The sequence below is a fragment of the Virgibacillus sp. 6R genome, from assembly GCF_001895305.1.
Taxonomy (GTDB): Bacteria; Bacillota; Bacilli; order Bacillales; family Amphibacillaceae; genus Virgibacillus; species Virgibacillus pantothenticus.
In genome coordinates this window covers 560,258-580,990 of sequence record NZ_CP017762.1, presented here as the reverse complement: position 1 = coordinate 580,990, position 20,733 = coordinate 560,258, and the positions used below count along the sequence as shown (strand labels likewise).

Genomic DNA, 20,733 nt, shown 5'->3' with positions numbered 1-20,733 from the left:
GATATTATAGGGTGAATAAAAGCGGTTGAAGGATAATTAGGAGCCTTCAACCTTTTTTGCTTTGAAAAATTTTTCATAGTAGAGTATGATAAAGAAAAAAGAGAACGATATTGTATAGGAGGAAAATAACATTGAGTAATATAACCATATATGATGTGGCAAGAGAAGCAAATGTTTCAATGGCTACGGTTTCTCGTGTCGTAAACGGAAACCCAAATGTGAAGCCAACAACAAGGAAGAAGGTACTGGCTACAATTGAGCGCTTAGGTTACCGTCCAAATGCTGTTGCAAGAGGTTTGGCAAGTAAGAAAACAACGACTGTCGGAGCGATTATTCCAGATATATCAAGCATTTTCTTTGCAGAACTTGCAAGAGGTATTGAAGATATCGCTACAATGTATAAGTATAATATGATTTTAAGTAACTCTGATCAAAATGAAGACAAAGAAGTTCAATTAATTAATACGATGTTGGAAAAGCAAGTAGATGGAATCATTTTTATGGGGGGAAATATTTCAGAGCAGCATGTACAGCAATTCAAGAGCTCTTCCGTGCCTGTGGTGCTAGCAGCAACATATGATGAAAACAATGAAATCCCTTCTGTGAACATTGATTATGAACAAGCAGCCTTTGAAGCTACTCAGTTTCTAATTGAACAAACTAAAGCAGTTCCTGCATTAGTTTCTGGGTTAGAAGAAACGCATATCAACCAGCTGAAATATAAAGGCTATGCCAGAGCTTTAAATGAGGCAGGACTTTCTGTAGATGAATCACTAATAGTAAAAGGAGATTACTCCTATAGTTCAGGAATTGAAGCTGTAAATCAATTATTAGAAGAAAATAAAAAACCAGAAGCTATTTTTGTCGCCTCAGATGAAATGGCCCTTGGTGTTATTCATGGAATTCAGGACAAAGGTTATCGTGTTCCAGACGATATAGAAGTGTTTGGATTTGATAATACACGATTAGCTACAATGGTTCGCCCAACTTTATCTACCATTGTGCAACCAATGTATGATATTGGTGCTGTCTCAATGCGCTTATTAACAAAGTACATGAACAAAGAAGAAGTTCAAGATCAAAAAGTCGTACTTCCTCATCGAATTGAAAAAAGAAACTCAACAAAGTAAGATGGGGTGCCGATATAGTGGATAGAGAGATTCAACTTCTATTCTGAGGAGAGAGAACGATGAGAAAACGAGATATATTAACTCCGTTCGGCATCACCATGGGTTTTATAATGATTATGTTGGCGATAGTTTCCAAAAATGGTACTTCTGAAGGGGCAGGTTTGTTTCTGGACATTTCCTCCATCTTTATTGTAATCGGAGGACTAATTGCTTCGATGTTGATAACGTTTAAGTTTGAACAGATCAAACTGACAAGAAAAGTATTGAGTGAAGCTTTTCATAAAAATGACCAACAGCTGCCGCAACTGATTGCATTATTTGTTCATTTATCTGAAAGAGCTAGGCGAGAGGGGCTTCTAGCTTTAGAAAATGAACTAGAGGAAGTAGAAGATCCATTTATAAAAAAAGGCATTTTGCTTGCAGTAGATGGAATTGAGCCTGAGGTTATCAAGGATATTCTAGAGGCTGAAATTATTGCTGTAGAGGATCGGCATTATCAGGGAAGGGCATTACTTGAAAAGGCAGGAGAGTATGCCCCTTCTTGGGGAATGATTGGTACACTTGTTGGTCTTGTGCTTATGCTCAATAGTCTTCAAGACCCAGCTGGACTTGGACCAAGTATGGCTGTAGCTTTACTAACAACACTATATGGAACAGTGCTTGCTAATTTAGTCTTTATTCCAATGGCTAGTAAATTAGAAAGTAAGACGGAAGAAGAAGTGTTTATGAAGCAAATCATTATCGAAGGTGTTATTGGTGTTCAATCTGGCCAGAATCCGAGAATATTGGAAGAGAAATTAAGTGCTTTCTTATCTAATGAAGAAAGAGCAAAACAACTTGAAGAGCAACCTGCAGATTTCATGGAGGAGAGCGTTCATGAAGCGTAGGCAAATCAGAAGGTCAAGTAATAAAGGAGCCCCGAAATGGATGGTTACCTATTCGGATATGGTCACGCTTATTTTAGTGTTTTTTGTACTGCTTTTTTCCATGTCGCAGATTGATTTGGTTAAGTTTGAAGCCATTTCAGAATCATTTCGTAATCGGATGATTTTTGATTTTTATCCTTCTGCTATTCCAATGGATAACCCGACAGAACAATCCAGTCATAAAGAAAATGCGGAGCAATCCAATGAATTTGATTCTCCAACACAGCTTCCTGATACGACAGATAAAGATGTACAAGGAGATGGTGATGCTTCATCTTTAGATCAACTGTTGCAGGAAGTGGAAACATACTTGGATGAGAATGATTTAAATAATGTAATAACTGCTACAAGGACAGATCAAGGTGTGGAACTTGTCTTACAAGATAGTATTTTATTTCCCACAGGTGAAGCAGTTATTTTGGAATCTGGAAAACCATTTTTAAATAAGGTCAGTTCGTTATTACATAATATTCCCAACCCGGTGCATGTAGAAGGTCATACAGATAGCAGGCCGATATCTAATTATAGATATCCCTCTAACTGGGAATTGTCAGGTGCAAGAGCTGGTAGTGTTATTCGTTATTTATTGAATGAAAATCACTTTGATAAATCTCGTTTTTCTTCAGTTGGTTATGCGGATACACAACCAATTGCGCCAAATACGTCACCTGCTAACTGGAGTAAAAATCGACGCGTAGAAATTGTGATTTTGGAAAATAAGTCAGCAAATAACCAAGCAGGAGAGGCTAAATAATAGTCTCTCTTGCTTGGTTATTTTTTCATTAGTGCAATTTACCTTTCATTTAAGTAGTTTCCCATATAGACGCCTTTTTAAGTCTGATTAGATGGTGTGACTGTATATTTTAATAGTTGCTGTAATGCAAGACTGTTTTTTTCAGATATTTCTTCTCTCCTAGGAATTACAGGCACAATCGAAGGATCATCTTCCCAATGAGTGGGAAGGCGAACAGGACTTTCCTTTTGGTACTTATCCAACCAAGCTGCTGGCAATTCTCCACTTAGTGGCTGTCCTTGATACATGACATTCCAAATTTGCGCCCAGGCTCGAGGAACAACTCGCCACATATCATAGCCACCTCCACCAAGTGCAACCCATTTACCATTGCAATATTCATGTGCCAATTTATGCGCCAATAAGGGAATCTGCTCGTAAATCTTCATAGTACTGCATAAATGTGTTAACGGATCATAGCAATGCGCATCGGCTCCGTTTTGAGTAACAATGATATCTGGTTTAAAAAACGCTGCAATTTTTGTTAGCGCAGTTGTATATGCATCCAAAAATGAGTCATCTTCTGTGAATGCGTCGATAGGAAGATTAAAGGTATACCCATGTCCTTCCTTAATGCCACGTTCATTGACGTTACCTGTACCAGGAAATAAATACCTGCCTGTTTCATGAATAGAAAATGTACACACATTTGGGTCGTCATAGAAAGCCCACTGTACGCCATCCCCATGATGCGCGTCTGTATCTACATAGAGAACTCGTAAGTTATACGCTTCTCTTATATAACGAATAGCAATGGCTCCATCATTGTATATACAGAAACCAGAAGCCTTCCGTTTAAAGCCATGATGCAGTCCTCCGCCAAGATTTAGTGCATGGGTAGCTCGCCCTGATAACACTTCATCGACAGCTGCTAAGGACCCGCCTACGAGGTACGATGAGGCCTCATGCATACCTGAGAATATTGGTGTATCTTCTGTGCCAAGTCCATATTCAACAGCAGTTTGTTCTGGTAACATATATTTACTTGCTTGCTTAACAGCTTCTACATATGCATGATCATGAAATAATTTAATTTCTGTTTCGGTAGCTTTTCTTGGAGGAATAATATTATTTTCGATGAGCGTGCCTGCTTGCTTCAGTAATTCAGTTGCCAATAGTACTCGTTTTTGGTTAAAAGGATGATCTTCATGAAAATGGTAATGCAACAAGTCTGTAGAAAACACATATTTAGCATTACATGGGCTCATTTTAGTGGCCCCGCTGTGTGATTAGGTGCAAGCAATTCGTAACCGGCTTCACGAAGATCTTCGATGACGGGGAGTGGGTTCATAGTTTGTATTCGAAAGACCAAAATTTTATATTCTGGATCATCTTTAGATGGATATACGAGTACGGAGACAATATTCGTTTTACGTTTGCCAAAGATAGCAGTTACTTCAGGTAAAATTCCAGGCCGGTGGGGTACTTTTATCTCAATATGAGACCCTTGCACATGTGTGCCCGTTAACTGAATCATGGTGTAAAGCATATCTTTTTCAGTTACAATTCCAACAAGACGATTTCCTTCCCTAACTACTGGTAAACAAGCAATTTCTTTATCATAAAAAATTTTTGCTATTTCTTCCACAAAATCTAATGGGTGAATGGTTATAACTGGATGGCTCATAATAGATTGAATTTCATGCTGTAAATTGTTTGAGCCCTCATCCGATTCAAAAATCGAAGGGCTTGCATCACGAACATCCCGATCTGATACGATGCCAATAACGTGATTTTCCTTATCAATAATTGGAATGTGGCGTATTTTATGTTGGTTTAATAAATCCAGCGCCTGCTGAATCGTTGCCGTCGGAGGTAATGTAATTACCTCCGTTTTCATAATTTCTTCGACAAGCATTATAATCCCTCCCGCATAGTTCGATATTTATGCCGTTGCAGAAAGCGCAACGCATCAAAACGTTTGATCGATTCTTCAGATACGTTTTTACCAATTCGTACCATCAGACAATTAGCCGGATGGGAGATGATTTCCGGATCATCTGTTGGGGCTGGGAGTAATCCGCCAGCAGCCATCATTTTTTCCATTACTTTTCGGTAATCCCAAATACTTAATTTTGTTCCATGTAAATCCCAATGCCAATAATATTCTGTAGAAATAATAATATAGTTTTCCATAAATTCATCCATCATGGATACTTCGAGTAGCCCTGAAGCAATCCGTTCACCACGAAAGGCGGGAATGACTTCAATCGCACCAAGTTCAATTAACTCTTCCATTTCAAATTCAGACCAACGCTCTAAAGGGTCTGGATGCAGATAAGTTACATATCCAATGATGGTATCACTCGTTCTTGCTACTATAATCCGTCCTTCAGGAAAAGTAGAAATATTCAAAATCGCTTCAAATTGTTTTGGTGCAGGTCGAAATGCAATTAAATCCTTATGGAACTTGTATTGCTGTAATTCTTCTGCTTCTAATGGTCCCTCAATGGTGATTGTTTCTGTGGATGTCTCTCTTGTTAGTGCATAGTGCTTTTTTTCATGTTTCATTGGCCCACCACCTAATTAAATAATACGCTTACATAGTATTATACAACATTACGATCTGAATTTTTAGTAAGATTCATGAACGATTTCTAAACATTACTTGGAGAATGATATTAAATTAACGTATTTCTATAAAATTACAATGGAGTTTGCAAGGAGGTAATATCGTCGGACCAGCTTTTAACCTAAACTATTCGTACAGCGTTCATAAAAAGGTGGAGGTTAGGTAAAAAAGATCCCGTACCTTGAGAAAGGGTACAGGATCTTTGATGTTTCGTTATTCCATCAGGATAAATGTAGATGTTACAAACGTTGCAGGAAAGCTTATTCTGCTTCCTCATCCTCATTTTTAGCATCAGTTTCAGTTTCAGGAGTTTCAGGAGTTTCAGGAGTTTCTGTTTCTTTGCCGCCTTCATCCTCTTTTTCTTTTACTTTATCTTTATCCTCTTTTTTATCTGCTCTTTCATCTTGCTGTTCTTGCTCCTTGTTTGAAGGTTCATTAGACGGCTGCTCTACTTTCCTAGCTTTATCCTTCATCGGTGTTTCAGGCTCTTTTTTTGGAGTACCACCAACGATTAATTGTGTTGAAGCTGCTGACTCCTCTCCGAAATAGTCAACTGCTTTCACATAATAACGGGCATTCCCACCGCTAATACCGAATGAAGTAGATGTTGTATGACCGATCTGAGTAAAACTATTGCCAGGTCCAGTAGCACGATAAATGCGATAGCCAACAACATCCTTACTAGAAGATCTACTCCACGTTAAATTCCCGCCGCTTTTTGCTAATGATCCAGGAGCATTTGGGGCTTTACCGTCATTTTCAACAGCACTACCGGAACTGCTTGCAACACCACTAATTCGCTCCCATTTTTCACGATCGGTCCGTGGGAATAAGATGCTTAGATCACTTAATTTATCGTATCCTTTTCGTCTTAAAAATTCAGCGTTAAATGCTAAGCCGTTTCCAGTAGTAAATTCGCTTGGCGTCTTTGGTCCAGCGGGAACAGTTCTTCCGTTTACCACTACCATGCTACCGCCAGAGACAAGACTGTCATCCACTTTTGAAGGAACATATTTACTATTATATAAGTCGCTTCTGACCAGACCAGCTTTTTGACAAAGTTCTGATGGCAGTAAGCCTGATATAGCGCAATAGCTTCGTGATACAATCCCTTTTGGTCGCTTGAAGTTCTTAGATGGAGCGAGTAATTCTGGATTAACATCTGTTGCACTGTTTATTAATTCAGCCCATAATTTAATATTACGCTGTCCATAGCTTAACCCCATTCCTGCATTATTTAAAGGATATGGAGTTTTATATCCTATCCATGTGCCAAAGGTTACATTCGGATTAGTAGCAACGAACCAAGAATCCTTATAGTCTTGAGAAGTACCGGTTTTACCAGCCCAATCGACACCACGATATTTTAATTGTGAATTGGCATAAACTCCAGTTCCATTTCTAAGAACATCACGCATCATATCAACCATTAAATAAGTAGTTTGTGGAGAAAAGACATCGACAGCCTTTGATTTATGTTCGTAGATAACTTCTCCATCTTTGGTAGTTATTTTTTCAATCATATAGGCATCCGTAAATTTTCCGTTATTACCAAACGTCGCAAAGGCGTTCACATTTTCTTCTACCGAAACACCTTTATCCATGGATCCAATCGATAGGGAAGGGTGCGCATGGTCTCCTTCTGTTAATGACGTAAAGCCCATTTTTTCCAGATACTTCGAAGCGGGGTCTTTGTTCAGTATTTTTGAATATATTTCAGCTACAGGCAAGTTATATGACTTTGCCAAAGCCTCTCGGACAGAAACAAGTCCGTAATGTCCTCCGCCGTAATTCCCTGGTTTTCCAAATGCCCAACCGGGTACCTTTTTAGGGTAGTCGGCAATTACGCTTCCTGGTTGAATAACTCCTTCTTGCATGGCAGGCGCGTATACGAGTAATGGCTTCATCGTACTACCATTGGAGCGTTTTGCTTTAAATGCGTGATTTACATTATTGTCTTCATATCCACGTCCACCAACAAAACTTAGAATTTTTCCGGAGCTATTTTCAATTAAAATACTGCCTGTTTGCACTTTTTCTGTTGTTTCTTTCATTTCTCCGGTATCCGGATCTTTTATGGTGAACGTACGATCTGGGCCATAGTAAGCAAACGCTTTGGTGGCTTTTTGCATCGCATCATACATTTTTTTATCAATAGTTGTATGGATTTCATATCCATTGTTCCGCAGATTACGTTTGGCGAGTTCCGCATACTCTGCTTGTAAATCAGCGTCGTTTTCTAAATCTTTTTCACTATACCCATCTTTTTTAGCCAACTGTTTCATTAAAATATTCTTTGCCCGATCTTCAATTTCAAAAGTTAAATATGGATATTTATCAATTGACGATGGGGAACCCTTCGTAAAGTCTTTCGTAATATCGTATGCTAACGCCTGTTTATATTCTTTTTCTGAAATATAGTTAGATTCGTACATACGCTTCAGAACAGATTTCATACGGTCGACCCCGTATTGCAGCAAGTCTTTATCTTTTAAAGTGCCGTCATTTTGAAAAGGTGTGTAAGCAGAAGGACTCTGTGGCAACCCAGCTAAGTATGCCGCTTGAGGAAGGTTTATTTCTTTTGCAGAAACACCAAATATGCCCTGTGCAGCAGTTTCTATCCCAGCAATATTATCCCCTGATGCATTTCTTCCATAAGGGACGACATTGAGATAAGCTTCTAAAATTTCATCCTTCTCAAAAAAGCGCTCTAGACGTAAAGCAAGTAATATTTCCTTAGCTTTTCGTTCAAAGGAAACTTCATCTGTTAAAATTTGGTTTTTAATAAGCTGTTGCGTTAGCGTACTCCCACCTGTTTTTGTATCTGTGTTTAATGCTTCTTGTAAAATAGCCCGAACAATAGCCTTCGGGACAATCCCTTTATGCTCTTGAAAATACTCATCTTCCGTTGCGATAACCGCATCAATTAACGTCGGTGAAATATTCTTTAACGTAGTTTCTTCTCGATATAAATCCGATTGCAATTCTCCCAAGTATATGTCATTAGCAAAATATAATTTCGATGTTTCTTCGTAATTATAGATATCCTGCTTCATCACTTCGTAAGAACGCACTGGCTCATCCTTGACAAGTGAAGCGAAATAGCCCGCACCTACACCGCCAACAAAAAAGATACCTACTAAACCAACAATAAGAAAAAATAGAATAATATTCCAAATTACATTGTAGGATATGCGTGAGGTACGCTGAATTTTTCCTGCCTTCCATAGTTCTTTCCATTTTTCAAGGAACGGTTGAGAAGATGTACCCTTGTCATTCAAAGATGATTTCCATTTATTTATTAAAGCTCGAAGTTTTTGTTTCAAGTCCATGGTCTACCCTCCTAAATCCTTTCTTATTATAGCATATTCCTAGAGAAGGAAATAACAAAATTTTTCCTGCTATTGCTTTTTAAATTCATATATGATATAGATATATACCAATACATAGCATATTGCAAAGAAGGAACGGAGTAGTTTTACAAATCCCTGTTAATAGAGAGCTGACGGTTAGTAAAAGTCAGTTATATTTGTAAAATGAATTACATTCTGGCGCAATTTCTTTATCGGATGATGAGTGATTGTCTTACTTTTGGTAAAGAAATGGTAACATTATCGTTAACAATACCGAGTTCAGCTTTAGCTGCAACAAGGGTGGTACCGCGTGTAAACTAACTCGTCCCTTTTTGTAGGGAGGAGTTTTTTGCGTGCGCCCTGCATGGGCGAAAACTTGGTGGTGAAAGTCCACTACAGGCTTGGCAGTAGGAACTGTTAGCGGAAGGCAAGGTGGCTATCGTGAGGTAGTGGCTGAAGGAAGCTGGACGCAAACTCCTGAACTGACGAACAGAAATTAGATAGAAGGCTGAATTAGGTCGGATAAATCTGCGCAACAAGATAAAGTCCAATACTGCCCGAAACCTATACAGTAAATCTAACAGTTACATGGGAGGAAAGTTTTCGCTCTTACCGGGGGAGGTCTTGTGAGGGTGCAGTGGGAGTTGAATGATAACGAATCAGCACAACCAAAGCGGGGACGTTTTGGTGAATCACAAGAAGTCAGCAGAGGTCATAGTAATGTTAACTGACGAAACATGAAGGACCGAACAATAGAAATTTTGAAAGCTCTAGGAGGTGTGGAAGGTGCGACAACTGCAGAAAACAGGAGAATCTGGCTATCGGCAGAGAGATAGTGTGGAACATGAAGGGTATGTCGAAGCGCATAGTACTTTTCATGGTGAACAGAACAATCAAAATGGTGTATCCAATCTGTTTGAAAGAATCCTATCAAGGAACAACTTAAATCAAGCTTACCTTCAAGTAGTCAGAAATAAGGGAGCAGCAGGGATCGACGGTATGACGTACGACCAGCTACTTCCATACTTGAAGGAACACAAGGAGGAACTATTAACCCAGTTACGTCAAGGAAAGTATAAACCGCAACCCGTTCTGCGGGTTGAAATTCCGAAACCAGATGGTGGAAAGAGGAAACTGGGGATTCCCACAGTCATCGATCGAATGCTTCAACAAGCTATCAACCAAGTGTTACAACCGATATTTGAACCAACGTTCTCCGATAATAGTTTTGGGTTTCGTCCACAACGTAGTGCGCATCATGCCATCATACGGGCGAAATCGTACTACGAACAAGGGTACAAATATGTAGTGGACTTGGATATGAAATCCTACTTCGATACGGTAAATCATGACAAACTCATGTACTTCGTGGAAAAACAGATATCTGATAAGCGAGTGCTTCACTTGATAAGACGATACTTATTAAGTGGAATTATGATTAACGGTATCTTCGAAAAATCAGAACAAGGAACGCCGCAAGGCGGAAACCTATCTCCGTTACTCAGTAATATCTATTTAAATGAACTAGACCAACTATTGGAAAAGCGTGGTCATCGATTCGTTCGTTACGCAGATGATTGTAATATCTATGTGAAAAGTAGAAGAGCAGGATATCGAGTAATGGATAACATTACTACCTTTCTTGAGAGAGATTTGAGTCTAACCGTTAACCGAGAAAAGAGTGCAGTTGGAAGCCCTTTGAAACGGAAGTTTCTTGGCTTCTGTCTATTAGCCACGAAGAATGGGGTTAAAATTCGTCCTCATAACAAAGCGAAAGTGACCGTTCAAGAGAAACTCAAGCGAATCACCAAACGCAATCGTGGGCGGAATCTTGAAGTGATTCTAAAAGAAATCCAGCAACTTATGACAGGGTGGATAAATTACTATGGCATAGGGGAAATGAAAGGATTCATGAAGAATCTAAATGGATGGTTGAAGCGACGAATTAGACAATATATTTGGAAACAGTGGAAAAATCCACGTACGAAAAGAAAGAATCTAATTCATTTAGGCATCGATAAACGTAAAGCTTATGAATGGTCGAATACAAGAAAAGGTTACTGGACTATATCAAGTAGCTATGTACTCCATCGTTCATTGACAGATAAAGAACTGGCGTCGAGAGGATATAAAGATATCGCTCTTCAATACCAGTTCGTACACTCAAACTATTGAACCGCCGTATACGGAACCGTACGTACGGTGGTGTGAGAGGGGCGAAAAGTTATTTAGCTTTTCCCTCTACTCGATTGTCTACGAACTGGAGTTCAGTTAAAGCTTACCGAATCTTTATCCCACTTTTGTTTGTTGAGAAAAAGGGGAAGGCGGTAATATTTTTCTGGGCTTCCACGTTGATTCACTTTGCAATTGTTTGTCAACGAATGGAAGTATCCATTTAATTGCTGGCATGACTGCATTAGGGAAGCCCTTTTCTGATTAAAAAGGAATAGATCAATTAGTCGAAAGCTAATGAAGCGGAGACAAAAGATAACGGCTTAGTTATTTATTAGTGCAAGCCAAAATCTCACCTTCAAAAAGACAAGCACGAGAAGATATTGCCAATGGAGCAATTTATATTAATGGAGAATGTTAACAGGGATACGTAATATAGACTGAGGAAACTTTTACAGTAATCTGTAGAGGGAAGAAAAAGTTCTTTTTAATCTCGTTTTAAAGGCTTATGAAAGTGCAGGTAGCTTCATGCTTCCTGTGCTTTTTATATTCTGCAACTAACTGATAATAAGCCTCCAACACAAGATGCAAGTAAGGAACATATGCGGAGAATCCCTTTGGTTCAGTAGCGAAGATAAAAACTTCCCTATGTGAAGTTTCATTTTATTGTAAAGGAACCTATAAAATGATGTGCTTGTGGAAAACGAAATAACCGACTAGTCATGTCCGGCGCACGCGCCCAGCAACTAAATTAGGTAAGGAGCTTGATACAGGAGATTATGAATATAGCTTAAATGGCTATGATAAATCTGGAGAAAAACATGAAGTAACTTTTACGGCTAGCAAGCAACTGAGGGAAACGGCTTATTTGAAAATTTTAACAAAGCGAATCTATGTTGACTCTTGGGAAGAAGTGCAGTTTGAGGAACTGCCAAGTAAGGTGCGAGAGAAATTTAAATAAGTTTATATGAAAAAATAGCGAGCGGTAACCATTCAATTGGTGTACCGCCCGTATTCTTGTTAAACCTAATGTGGTTTTTTAAGAATGATTAAGCTAATTATAAGTTATTCAATCATTTTTTTCGGTCTACGAACTAAAGCGACAATACCTGCAATTAAGTATGCGGCTCCACCGATAATTCCAAAGAAAAGACTGGCAATTGTACCAACGATGGCGGTAACAATTAATAGTATTCCTGCAGCTTTTGGTTTTTTGTCCCCTTTTAAGAAAAATAAGGCAAGAACACCTAACACTAGATTAATTAGAAATACAAAAAACAGGTAGTTTGTTCCTGTTTCAATTACAGTTTCAAACTCTTGTTCACTAAACTCTTCCACTCCAGGTTGCGAAGTCTGTTCCTGAAGCTGCACAAATTTTTTTGCCATCGTTTCTATCTTTGCATTATCAGTAAATGCAACTACCCCAACACTAATCGACATGAGTAAGAAAACAAGTAATCCAATTACAGTAAAAATCATTTCAACCGTACGTTTCACCTTCATACCTCCAAGAAAAAAAGTTTATGTTCAGCTATCCAAGAAAAAGCACAAGTAATTCGTTTTACAAAAATGTTTTTATCGTGAGTTTATGTATATGGATAGACGAATCATGTTAATAAAATATCATATTCTACCATGTAACGCCATTAAAATTGCGTTAATTTGTTGTTAATGTGTCTTTTTTTCAAAGCGGAGAGGGGAAATATAAATACGCCCTCTATTTTTTATAATTTGATTTGTCTCTTTTTGTTTGAAATAAAGTATTATTTTAAGCTAGGATAGCTCTTGTCTGCTTTAAATAAACTTCACTAATACTAGCGGTCGAAATCCGAAAAGTAATGCAATATCATGTATTTCATTATACGTTCATTTATAAAGAAAAAGCCTTGAAATGTTGATATATCAACATTTTTAAGGAATTGAATTAATTCCAAAACAAAAAAGTGATAAAGGTAAATTGTTGGTTAGCGGTCGATATAGATGATTATTTACCTGATGATGAAGGCGGTCATTTAATTGCGAGAATCTTCAAAGGTTCTGGAGATCTTGATAACCTTGTTCCGATGAATGGAAATTTAATTGGAAAAAGCTTGAGAATACGTGGGGGGTATGCCCTTAACTTGGTGATGAAGTAAAGGTGAAGATAACACCAAACTATAAAGATAATTCACAACGTCCAGCATTATGCCTAAAAGTAATTCTGGAAAAAATATTTAGAGGAATATCTCTCCAAACACTAGGTTTTTTTCACTCTAACACTTGGATATAAATGCTAATTTAAGTATGTACAAAAATGCTCGTTTAACCGTGATAAAAAAGAGAAGGCATAAAGACCTTCTCTTTTTCAATCATTTAATATAGAATAAACGCCTGTCCGTGCTTGCTTAAAATCCTCCCCCAAAACCTCCCCCAGATGAATGGGGGAGTATACATTATTTTACGAAGCATAAAAACAGAAAACCCCAGAACGCTTGATATGGCAAGCTTTCTAGGGTTTTTAAAACTGTTAAAAAATATACTCTAAAGTTAACGTGAGTAGAACTCAACGATTAACGATTCGTTAATTTCTGCAGGTAATTCTTCACGTTCTGCATAACGTGTAAAAGTACCTTCTAATTTTTCTTCGTCTAGAGATAAATAATCAGGAACGAAGTTGTTTACTTCAATAGCCTCTTTTACGATATCTAGATTTTTAGATTTTTCACGTAAACCGATAACTTGACCAGGTTTAACCATGTAAGATGGAATATCTACACGAGAACCATCAACTGTAATGTGACCATGGTTAACAAGCTGGCGAGCTTGTCTGCGAGTGCGGGCAAAACCTAAGCGGTAAACAAGATTATCAAGGCGAGAATCAAGCAATAGCATGAAGTTTTCACCGTGAACACCTTTCATTTTACCTGCTTTGTTAAACAATGTGCGGAATTGACGTTCATTTAAACCATACATGAAACGTAGTTTTTGCTTTTCTTGTTGTTGTAAACCATATTCAGACATTTTCTTACGTTGATTCGGTCCATGTTGACCTGGTGCGTAAGGGCGTTTATCTAATTCCTTACCTGTTCCTGTTAATGAAATGCCAAGACGACGTGATTTTTTCCATACTGGTCCAGTATAGCGAGCCATAAGACATTTCCTCCTTTTTCTTTTATTTGTATAAAATAAAAGAGCGTGTTCTATCCTCTTGCTCATGATGTTTTCATGTACCATCGCTCCAGCAGCTAAGAGTTACGCGATACACCTCCTTGTACGGAGGAACAACATGGTTACAAGCGCCAGATCACTAAGGCTACTTTATTATTTTACACAACGAACAGTATATAATTTTTCTGTTCATAAGTCAACCATTTATGAAAAAACAATTTTTAAAATCATAAGATAGGAAAAAAGTCCTATTTCGTTTATAATAGATGTATTAGACTAGTTAGTTTGATTAGCGTTTATTTCAGATGAAAGATATCATAAAAACTCTATTCAAGTCGAAGCGGCATAAAAAAGTTCGGGCAAGTCTAAATACCTGATTCGTTCGACTTATAAGATGTTAATCTTAGAGAGCTTGACACACAGAAAAATCTTTCAGCAAAAAAGCTTCGGTAGTGGTATACGCGCCATAAAAATGTTTTTTCTTTTTCAATAGAGCTTAAGATTTTAGCTTTTGTTCCCAGTTACTTAGAGGGGATAAAAGAAACCCGACATTCATTAAAAGTTAACTTTATGTTAATAAACAATTTTAAAAAGCTGGTGAAAAAATGAATTTACAATATGTAAGAGATCACCTACAACAAGCATACGATGAGCTACTTCGCAATATTTTAAAGCGAAATGCCTTGGACAACCTATCATTTATTGTAAAGCAAATTTATACATTAAATGATGTTTCAGCTGTTTGTCTCTATCGATGGGAAGGAGACTTTTACGAACGTTTTATTCTATATACTAATACAAATGCAACCAAACTTATTCCAGATAAGATAATCATAGAAGAGCTTGAAAATAAACAGCAGTACAATGAACAATGTACGAATAGGTATTGGATAACATTAAATACGGATTACCTGCTATTGCTAACAACAACTGAACCTGTTGGAGAAGCTAGTCTTTTTTTCATTCGTTCTGAGATTTTAAACATGTTAGATGTTGTGCATGGAAAACTGGATGAAAAAACACAGTATCCATTCTTATATTATTTAACAATGACACTGTTTACAAAGAAACGAAAAGCAGCTATTGTAAAAACAGTAATAAACACATTTATGCACTTTTATCCCAAGTGTAAAATTCAACTATTGCTGTCTCAAGATACAAATATAGATATTGATTTCCCAGTGGAGTCAATCGCTTACAACGATAATCAGTCAATGAATTCCAGTACCAAAGCATTTATATCAGGTGAAGTACAAATTGAGAAACAATCAGATGTTATTGCAAATCTTTTTGTACCATTAACAGGGAATCAAGGGGTTTATGGGGTGGTTCAATTATTGGGAGATAAAGATTGCACTTTGACAGAACGAGAAATTCCATTTGTTACGAATGTAGCTCAAACTGCGGGGAAGGCCATTGAAAATGCGAGTCTTATGGAACATAGTAAACACCATATTTCAGAATTAAAATTAATTAATGACGTTACCCATCATTTAAACTCTAATTTAGACCTCAAAGAAATTACCGAATATATAAGAGATAAAATTAAGGAGTTATGTCAAGCACAAGAAATTGGCTTTATTTTCAAAAATGGAGGCGAAGATGTTACAGTTTTACAAGCAAGTACTGATTATTTTCACCAACCAGATAGTTTGCAATTTGCAACGTTTTTATTAGAGCAGGAGAAGCATGCAACATTTCATGGGAATTACCATGCCTATACTGGATTACCTTACCGTTCTCTATTGGTCATACCTATGGAGCAAGGACTAGATGTTTACGGTGTAGTAGTTATTATGCATCCATCTACTTATTTCTTTTCCTTTGAGATGTTTAAATTTATGCAGTCTCTCATTCAGCATTGTTCGTTAGCATTCTTTAACGCCATTTTAAAAGAGGAATTACAAAAGGCAGTTATTACAGATGATTTAACCAGACTGTATTCAAGGAAGTATTTAGAGGAAAAAATTATTCAACAAAGAGAAATTACCGCTGAAGGCTCATTAATTCTATTTGATATTGATGATTTTAAAAAAGTAAATGATACGTATGGGCATCATGTAGGTGATGATGTGTTAAAGCAAGTGGCAGAAGTGATTCATCAATTTTCTGACCATAGCGCAATCCCTGCCAGATGGGGAGGGGAGGAATTAGCCATTTATACACCAAATAAGCAAATTGCTGAGGCGGTAGCATTGGCAGGTGAAGTTTGCAACAATGTGGAAAAGATGACAAATCCGACAGTGACCCTTTCATGTGGTGTATCTACTTGGCAAAATGACCTTAATGACTCCGTTAGTGAGTTGTTTATTCGAGCTGATCGAGCACTTTATAAAGCGAAGCAAATGGGAAAGAACAGTGTCGTACAAGGGTAGGAAGCATATGATAGAAGTGTTAATTATCCCCAATGTAAGGTGCTGTAAGACCCTTCGCAGGTTCCGAGTAGGTTCAAGGAGGCTAATTGGGGATAACGACACCTAAATTCCCAATAAGTCACCAAAATCTTGGGCGTGTCACGCAGAAAAAGTCCTCTCTTTTCAAGGACAAAGGACAAGAAACGCTACATAAGTGACGCTTCGCACGCATACGCAGAAGAAGTGTTTTCTTTTTTCAGGAACGTTGCGATCTTAGCTTTTTCTCTACTTTTCAATCAGTGGGTGGTGAAATAATTCACTTTATTAGTTACCAATGGATAAGTAAGCTCCCTATGTGGTAACGCGTGTCCACATAGGAGCTTCTTCATTGTATAGGAAACTATAAAATGAGGTGCTTGAGGATAACGAAATAACCAAATAGTCACGTCCGGTTCCACCGTCCAGCAACGATGCGACTTTAGAAATGCGCCCTACGATAAGGCCTCAGCGGTTCGTCGCTAAGAGGAAGGTCGACTAAAATGGGCTTGCCGCCGAGACGTCGGCATACCCCTGTTTTAGTGGCATGATTCCTAAATCTTTAGTTGATTCGTTCCATTCACTATGTTGCTAAACGGGCGCTTGCACCTTTGTTTTTTAATAGCTCAGTTAAACGGGTTAATCTTTAGGCATTAGTCAAATAGCGTTGTAACGTTTCGACAAATTGTTCCAAGTAGATTTGATCCGTTTCATCAAATCGATTGGTTAAAGGACTGTCGATATCAAGTACTCCAAATATTTTATTGCCTTTTTTAATTGGAACAACAATCTCGGAATTAGTGGCTCCGTCACATGCAATATGACCGGGGAATTGATGGACGTCTGCGACCCGCTGTGTAGCGTTTTCCTCTATCGCTTTCCCACACACACCTTTTCCATAACCAATACGAATACAAGCAGGTAGTCCTTGAAAAGGTCCAAGCACTAATTCATTCTCTTCTTCTTTCCAAATGTAAAACCCTACCCAATTTGTATTTTCTAGAAATTGATTTAATAGTGCAGAAGCATTGGATAAGATGGCGATTTCATCGTGTTCATCTTCACTTAAGGCTTGGAGCTGACGAATTAATAAATCATAGTCTTTTTGTTTATTTCCGGAATAGTGAACAGTTTGAAACATAAAACATTCCCCTTTTTACAGTTATTTTCGACAGATGTGTTATTTTTGTCGAGCGAAAAATGCAGGATAAATAATTGCTTTTGTCGTAAAGGTGATATAAGGAGTTGAATAAGATGAAAATTAATCCCTCAAAACAAAAGGTCATCGAGGCTGCTTCTGAACTCTTTTTTCAAAAAGGATTTCATGGTACATCGGTTCGTGATATTGCAGACAAAGCACAAGTCAATGTTTCCTTAATTAGCTATTATTTCAAAGGAAAACAAGGTTTGCTAGAATTTGCTGTCACAGACTACTATGAAAAGTATCTAGAAACAGTAGAAGCAATCATCGAACAGAACCAAGATTTACACATGTTGGATCAACTAAAGGAATTAATTTTCCTCATTATACAGTATAAACAAAACAAGCATCAATTCTCCTGTTTCATCCATAGAGAGTTATCATTAGATTCGGTGTTTGTTAGAGAAATCACTGTTACATATTTAGCGAAGGAAAATTATCTTTTAAGTAAAGCCTTTTATGCTGTATTAGATGAGCAACGATCATCGATTAATGACCGAACCTATTTATTTATGCAATTAAAAGGTATGCTTGTTACACCGTATATGATGCCAAATGAATGGAAAAATCAAATTATCGGCGAATATTCCCATCAAAGGTTCGTCCGCAACTATGTGAAAACGATTCATGATTGGCTGGATTGCTTAGTTGCAAAGCAAAAAGATCATGCCTAGTTTTAAAACAGTATTTTATTGATTGCTGTAATAAAGAGCAACTTCAAGAAGCTAGTTCAAAAAAGGTGCTACAAAGAGAAAAAAATGACTAAACGAAACAAATTTTATCATTTTTCATCTAATCGCCAATTTATTTGTATTTTTTTAGCAAAAGAAGCGTCGAACATGGTATTATAATATGTAGATTTATTATGATTCGAGTTTTAATTCATTAGCAAATGATATTCTCTTAAAGTGAAGTTCAAAAAGGAAAAATAAAAAGGACCAAGGTCGGTTAGATCGAGGGTTCTTGAAAAATGAGTTGTATCATTGTCTGGTTGTCCTTATCCTAGAATTTGCTTATGATGGACTGCTTCGGATTTTTCTTAATGAGTTACAGTATTGATGCTAGCAACTCTTATACGAATAAGTTCAAGAACTGCGAATGCGAGTATAGGTGATTTCAATACATAAGAGGTAAAGGAATAAACCATCGGTGAAATTAGATGTGCTTTATAGGACTTTTTGAACAAGTTTTTAGGAGATTTAGTTGGGAGGCATTTTATGGCATACATCATTGGCAGTATACTTATAGTCATTGCACTTATTATTACAGGACTTATTTTACGTAAAAGGGTATATGATGTAGTCGATCGCTATGAAGCTTGGAAAATGGATATTATGGATCGAAACATCAATGCTGAGCTCTCCCGTATAAAAATTCTTAACTTGTCTGGAGAAACGCAAGATAAGTTCGAGGCTTGGAAAGAGCGTTGGGAACATATTGTTACAAAGGAATTAACAGATATTGAGGAGCTTCTATTTGATGCAGAGGCGGCTGCAGATCGTTATCGTTTTTCAAGAGCTAAAAAGACATTAGCTGAAGTGGAAAAAATCCTGCAGACAGTGGAAGTGGAAATCGAACAAATTATTAAAGAAGTGGATGAACTGCTCCATTCTGAAGAGGAAAGTCGTAAGGAAATAGAACATGTCGAGCCGACTTTGAAAGACTTACGCAAAAAACTATCGCAAAACCGTTATCAATATGGGAAAGCCGAGAGTTATTTTGAGGCAAGGTTAGATGAGCTGTTTAATGAGCTTGCCTCTTACTATCAATTAGTAGAAGGTGGAAATTACCTAGAGGCAAAAGAGCTCGTAGATAAGCTCAAACTTTCGCTTGATAATTTGGAAAAACAGTTTGATGAATTCCCTCAGTTGTATCGGATGTGTAAGCAGGAGCTCCCTTCGCAATTAGATGACCTTCTTTCTGGAATAAAGGAAATGAAAAGTGAAGGATACAGAGTAGAGCATCTTGCGTTCGAAAAAGAAATTCGCAACTATCAGCAAAAGCTTTTACATATGGTGGACAAACTTGATAATGGCGATATGGCTAACGCAGAAATATTAATTGAGGAAATCGAAGTACGTTCGAAAGAGATGTACCAACTGTTAGAAAAAGAAGCGATTGCTAAAAATTATGTAGAAACAAAGATGCCAACGTATCAACATGTTATGGAAGAAGTTACAGCAACTTTTCATCACACGAAACAAGAAGTAGATCAGCTACAAAAGGCTTATTATTTTGAAGATAGCGATATGGAAAAATATTTATCGCTGGAGAAATCCATAGCGAAATTAAATTCCCAAATGGAAGCAGTTGTCTCGGAGATGGAAGAGGAGAAATCACCGCATACAAAGCTTCGTAATGAAATAGAAGCAGCCCTTAAAGAAATTGAAACATTAAAAGAAAGTCATGAAGCATTTAAAAAACGGATTCAAAATCTCCGCAAAGACGAGTTAGAAGCAAAAGAAAAGTTGACAGAAATGCGAAATCAGTTATATTCTATACAACGAAAGCTTAAGAAGAGCAACGTTCCTGGAGTCCCTACTTTTATTTGGAACCTTATAGAAACAGCTAATGACAAAAATGCACGTGTTGTAAAGGCGTTGGAAAATCAACCTTTGGAAATGGCTGAAGTACAACAGGCCTTAAATGATGCAAAGAATGCTGTTTCCCACTGTATGGAGCAAACGAATCTGATGTTAGAACAAGCTTATTTAACGGAGCAGGTTATCCAATATGCGAATCGATATCGTAGTCAATACCCATTACTAGCTGAGAAACTTTCCGAGTCTGAGCGGTTGTTTAGGAAGTACGAATATGAATTAGCACTTGAAAATGCAGCAAAAGCGGTGGAAGAGGTAGAACCAGGAGCATTAAAGCGAATTGAGGTACACCAATCTGAAGTGGAAGAATAATTTAAATAGATGTCGTTTGGAAAAAGGATATTCATTCGATGGTATCCTTTTTTGCACGTTTTAATAGCAGTTGATTTTATAAGCCGCTCTGCTGTGCTTTTTATAAGGCGTCAGATCATAGTGCATCATTCGTAAGA

15 protein-coding genes, 2 pseudogenes and 1 other annotated feature are annotated in these 20,733 nt (G+C 37.5%); of the genes and pseudogenes, 10 read left to right on the top strand and 7 right to left on the bottom strand.

From position 1 onward, the window contains the following. Positions 1-179 precede the first annotated feature (179 nt). Genes ccpA through motS form a run of 3 tightly spaced genes read left to right on the top strand, consistent with a single transcriptional unit; the run spans position 180 to position 2,810 of the window. Entirely contained in the window at positions 180-1,130 is a 951-nt protein-coding gene (gene ccpA, locus BKP57_RS02800; RefSeq protein ID WP_232231392.1) for a catabolite control protein A, read from the top strand. Positions 1,131-1,189: 59 nt separating this feature from the next. Further along, positions 1,190-2,017, top strand: a complete 828-nt coding sequence (motP, locus tag BKP57_RS02795) for a flagellar motor protein MotP (RefSeq protein ID WP_050353397.1) — start codon at positions 1,190-1,192, stop codon at positions 2,015-2,017. Continuing rightward, positions 2,007-2,810: a flagellar motor protein MotS gene (gene motS, locus BKP57_RS02790; RefSeq protein WP_050353396.1), complete on the top strand. Its 804-nt coding sequence runs from the start codon at positions 2,007-2,009 to the stop codon at positions 2,808-2,810. Before motP ends, motS begins: the two co-directional genes overlap by 11 nt. Before the next feature lie 77 nt (positions 2,811-2,887). Here the strand turns inward: motS and BKP57_RS02785 are convergent, their stop codons facing one another. The 4 genes from BKP57_RS02785 to BKP57_RS02770 all read right to left on the bottom strand — a co-directional run bounded on the left by BKP57_RS02785 (position 2,888) and on the right by BKP57_RS02770 (position 8,753). After that, positions 2,888-4,057, bottom strand: a complete 1,170-nt coding sequence (locus BKP57_RS02785; protein ID WP_050353395.1) for an acetoin utilization protein AcuC — start codon at positions 4,055-4,057, stop codon at positions 2,888-2,890. Further along, the gene (locus BKP57_RS02780) at positions 4,054-4,707 is read right to left on the bottom strand and encodes an acetoin utilization AcuB family protein (protein ID WP_050353394.1); all 654 of its coding nucleotides are present in this window, start codon (positions 4,705-4,707) and stop codon (positions 4,054-4,056) included. The genes BKP57_RS02785 and BKP57_RS02780 overlap by 4 nt, the downstream gene beginning before the upstream one ends. After that, positions 4,707-5,360: a GNAT family N-acetyltransferase gene (locus BKP57_RS02775; RefSeq protein ID WP_050353393.1), complete on the bottom strand. Its 654-nt coding sequence runs from the start codon at positions 5,358-5,360 to the stop codon at positions 4,707-4,709. Before BKP57_RS02775 ends, BKP57_RS02780 begins: the two co-directional genes overlap by 1 nt. A gap of 321 nt (positions 5,361-5,681) precedes the next feature. Next, positions 5,682-8,753, bottom strand: a complete 3,072-nt coding sequence (locus tag BKP57_RS02770; protein WP_072740951.1) for a transglycosylase domain-containing protein — start codon at positions 8,751-8,753, stop codon at positions 5,682-5,684. Between the two features lie 118 nt (positions 8,754-8,871). After that, positions 8,872-9,107 (top strand) — a binding site (T-box leader). Between the two features lie 453 nt (positions 9,108-9,560). Between BKP57_RS02770 and ltrA the strand changes: the two genes are divergently transcribed. The 3 genes and pseudogenes from ltrA to BKP57_RS23370 all read left to right on the top strand — a co-directional run. Then, positions 9,561-10,949: a group II intron reverse transcriptase/maturase gene (gene ltrA / locus BKP57_RS02765; protein ID WP_072740950.1), complete on the top strand. Its 1,389-nt coding sequence runs from the start codon at positions 9,561-9,563 to the stop codon at positions 10,947-10,949. A gap of 328 nt (positions 10,950-11,277) precedes the next feature. Next, positions 11,278-11,448, top strand: a pseudogene (locus BKP57_RS21595) (S4 domain-containing protein); the annotation flags it as partial. Positions 11,449-11,709: 261 nt separating this feature from the next. Continuing rightward, positions 11,710-11,907, top strand: a pseudogene (locus BKP57_RS23370) (YxeA family protein); the annotation flags it as partial. 104 nt (positions 11,908-12,011) lie between these two features. Here the strand turns inward: BKP57_RS23370 and BKP57_RS02750 are convergent. Then, positions 12,012-12,443 (bottom strand): DUF4064 domain-containing protein, encoded by a 432-nt coding sequence (locus tag BKP57_RS02750; RefSeq protein ID WP_050353391.1) that lies wholly within the window; start codon positions 12,441-12,443, stop codon positions 12,012-12,014. Between the two features lie 446 nt (positions 12,444-12,889). On the opposite strand from BKP57_RS02750, the gene BKP57_RS22670 reads away from it, so the two are divergent. Beyond that, the gene (locus BKP57_RS22670) at positions 12,890-13,081 is read left to right on the top strand and encodes a DNA/RNA non-specific endonuclease (protein ID WP_050353390.1); all 192 of its coding nucleotides are present in this window, start codon (positions 12,890-12,892) and stop codon (positions 13,079-13,081) included. A 391-nt stretch (positions 13,082-13,472) separates the two neighbouring features. On the opposite strand, the gene rpsD is transcribed toward BKP57_RS22670, so the two are convergent. Beyond that, positions 13,473-14,075 carry a 30S ribosomal protein S4 gene (gene rpsD / locus BKP57_RS02740; protein ID WP_050353389.1) on the bottom strand — a complete coding sequence of 201 codons (603 nt, stop codon included), beginning with the start codon at positions 14,073-14,075 and terminating at the stop codon, positions 13,473-13,475. A 623-nt stretch (positions 14,076-14,698) separates the two neighbouring features. Between rpsD and BKP57_RS02735 the strand changes: the two genes are divergently transcribed. Continuing rightward, complete coding sequence (locus BKP57_RS02735) at positions 14,699-16,468, top strand: sensor domain-containing diguanylate cyclase (protein WP_050353388.1); 1,770 nt, start codon at positions 14,699-14,701, stop codon at positions 16,466-16,468. 661 nt (positions 16,469-17,129) lie between these two features. On the opposite strand, the gene BKP57_RS02730 is transcribed toward BKP57_RS02735, so the two are convergent. Further along, positions 17,130-17,624 (bottom strand): GAF domain-containing protein, encoded by a 495-nt coding sequence (locus BKP57_RS02730; RefSeq protein ID WP_050353387.1) that lies wholly within the window; start codon positions 17,622-17,624, stop codon positions 17,130-17,132. 113 nt (positions 17,625-17,737) lie between these two features. Between BKP57_RS02730 and refZ the strand changes: the two genes are divergently transcribed. Together refZ and ezrA are read left to right on the top strand one after the other, a co-directional pair. Beyond that, on the top strand, positions 17,738-18,358 hold the full coding sequence (refZ, locus tag BKP57_RS02725) for a forespore capture DNA-binding protein RefZ (protein WP_050353386.1): 621 nt from the start codon (positions 17,738-17,740) through the stop codon (positions 18,356-18,358). A gap of 543 nt (positions 18,359-18,901) precedes the next feature. Next, entirely contained in the window at positions 18,902-20,596 is a 1,695-nt protein-coding gene (gene ezrA, locus BKP57_RS02720) for a septation ring formation regulator EzrA (RefSeq protein ID WP_050353385.1), read from the top strand. Positions 20,597-20,733: the final 137 nt, after the last annotated feature.

What these genes read in the sequence shown, in the direction of transcription:
- ccpA (WP_232231392.1), top strand. Translation starts at nt 180, where the DNA reads ATGGCTACGGTTTCTCGTGTCGTAAACGGAAACCCAAATGTGAAGCCA.
- motP (WP_050353397.1), top strand. Translation starts at nt 1,190, where the DNA reads ATGAGAAAACGAGATATATTAACTCCGTTCGGCATCACCATGGGTTTT.
- motS (WP_050353396.1), top strand. Translation starts at nt 2,007, where the DNA reads ATGAAGCGTAGGCAAATCAGAAGGTCAAGTAATAAAGGAGCCCCGAAA.
- BKP57_RS02785 (WP_050353395.1), bottom strand. Translation starts at nt 4,057, where the DNA reads ATGAGCCCATGTAATGCTAAATATGTGTTTTCTACAGACTTGTTGCAT.
- BKP57_RS02780 (WP_050353394.1), bottom strand. Translation starts at nt 4,707, where the DNA reads ATGCTTGTCGAAGAAATTATGAAAACGGAGGTAATTACATTACCTCCG.
- BKP57_RS02775 (WP_050353393.1), bottom strand. Translation starts at nt 5,360, where the DNA reads ATGAAACATGAAAAAAAGCACTATGCACTAACAAGAGAGACATCCACA.
- BKP57_RS02770 (WP_072740951.1), bottom strand. Translation starts at nt 8,753, where the DNA reads ATGGACTTGAAACAAAAACTTCGAGCTTTAATAAATAAATGGAAATCA.
- rpsD (WP_050353389.1), bottom strand. Translation starts at nt 14,075, where the DNA reads ATGGCTCGCTATACTGGACCAGTATGGAAAAAATCACGTCGTCTTGGC.
- BKP57_RS02735 (WP_050353388.1), top strand. Translation starts at nt 14,699, where the DNA reads ATGAATTTACAATATGTAAGAGATCACCTACAACAAGCATACGATGAG.
- BKP57_RS02730 (WP_050353387.1), bottom strand. Translation starts at nt 17,624, where the DNA reads ATGTTTCAAACTGTTCACTATTCCGGAAATAAACAAAAAGACTATGAT.
- refZ (WP_050353386.1), top strand. Translation starts at nt 17,738, where the DNA reads ATGAAAATTAATCCCTCAAAACAAAAGGTCATCGAGGCTGCTTCTGAA.
- ezrA (WP_050353385.1), top strand. Translation starts at nt 18,902, where the DNA reads ATGGCATACATCATTGGCAGTATACTTATAGTCATTGCACTTATTATT.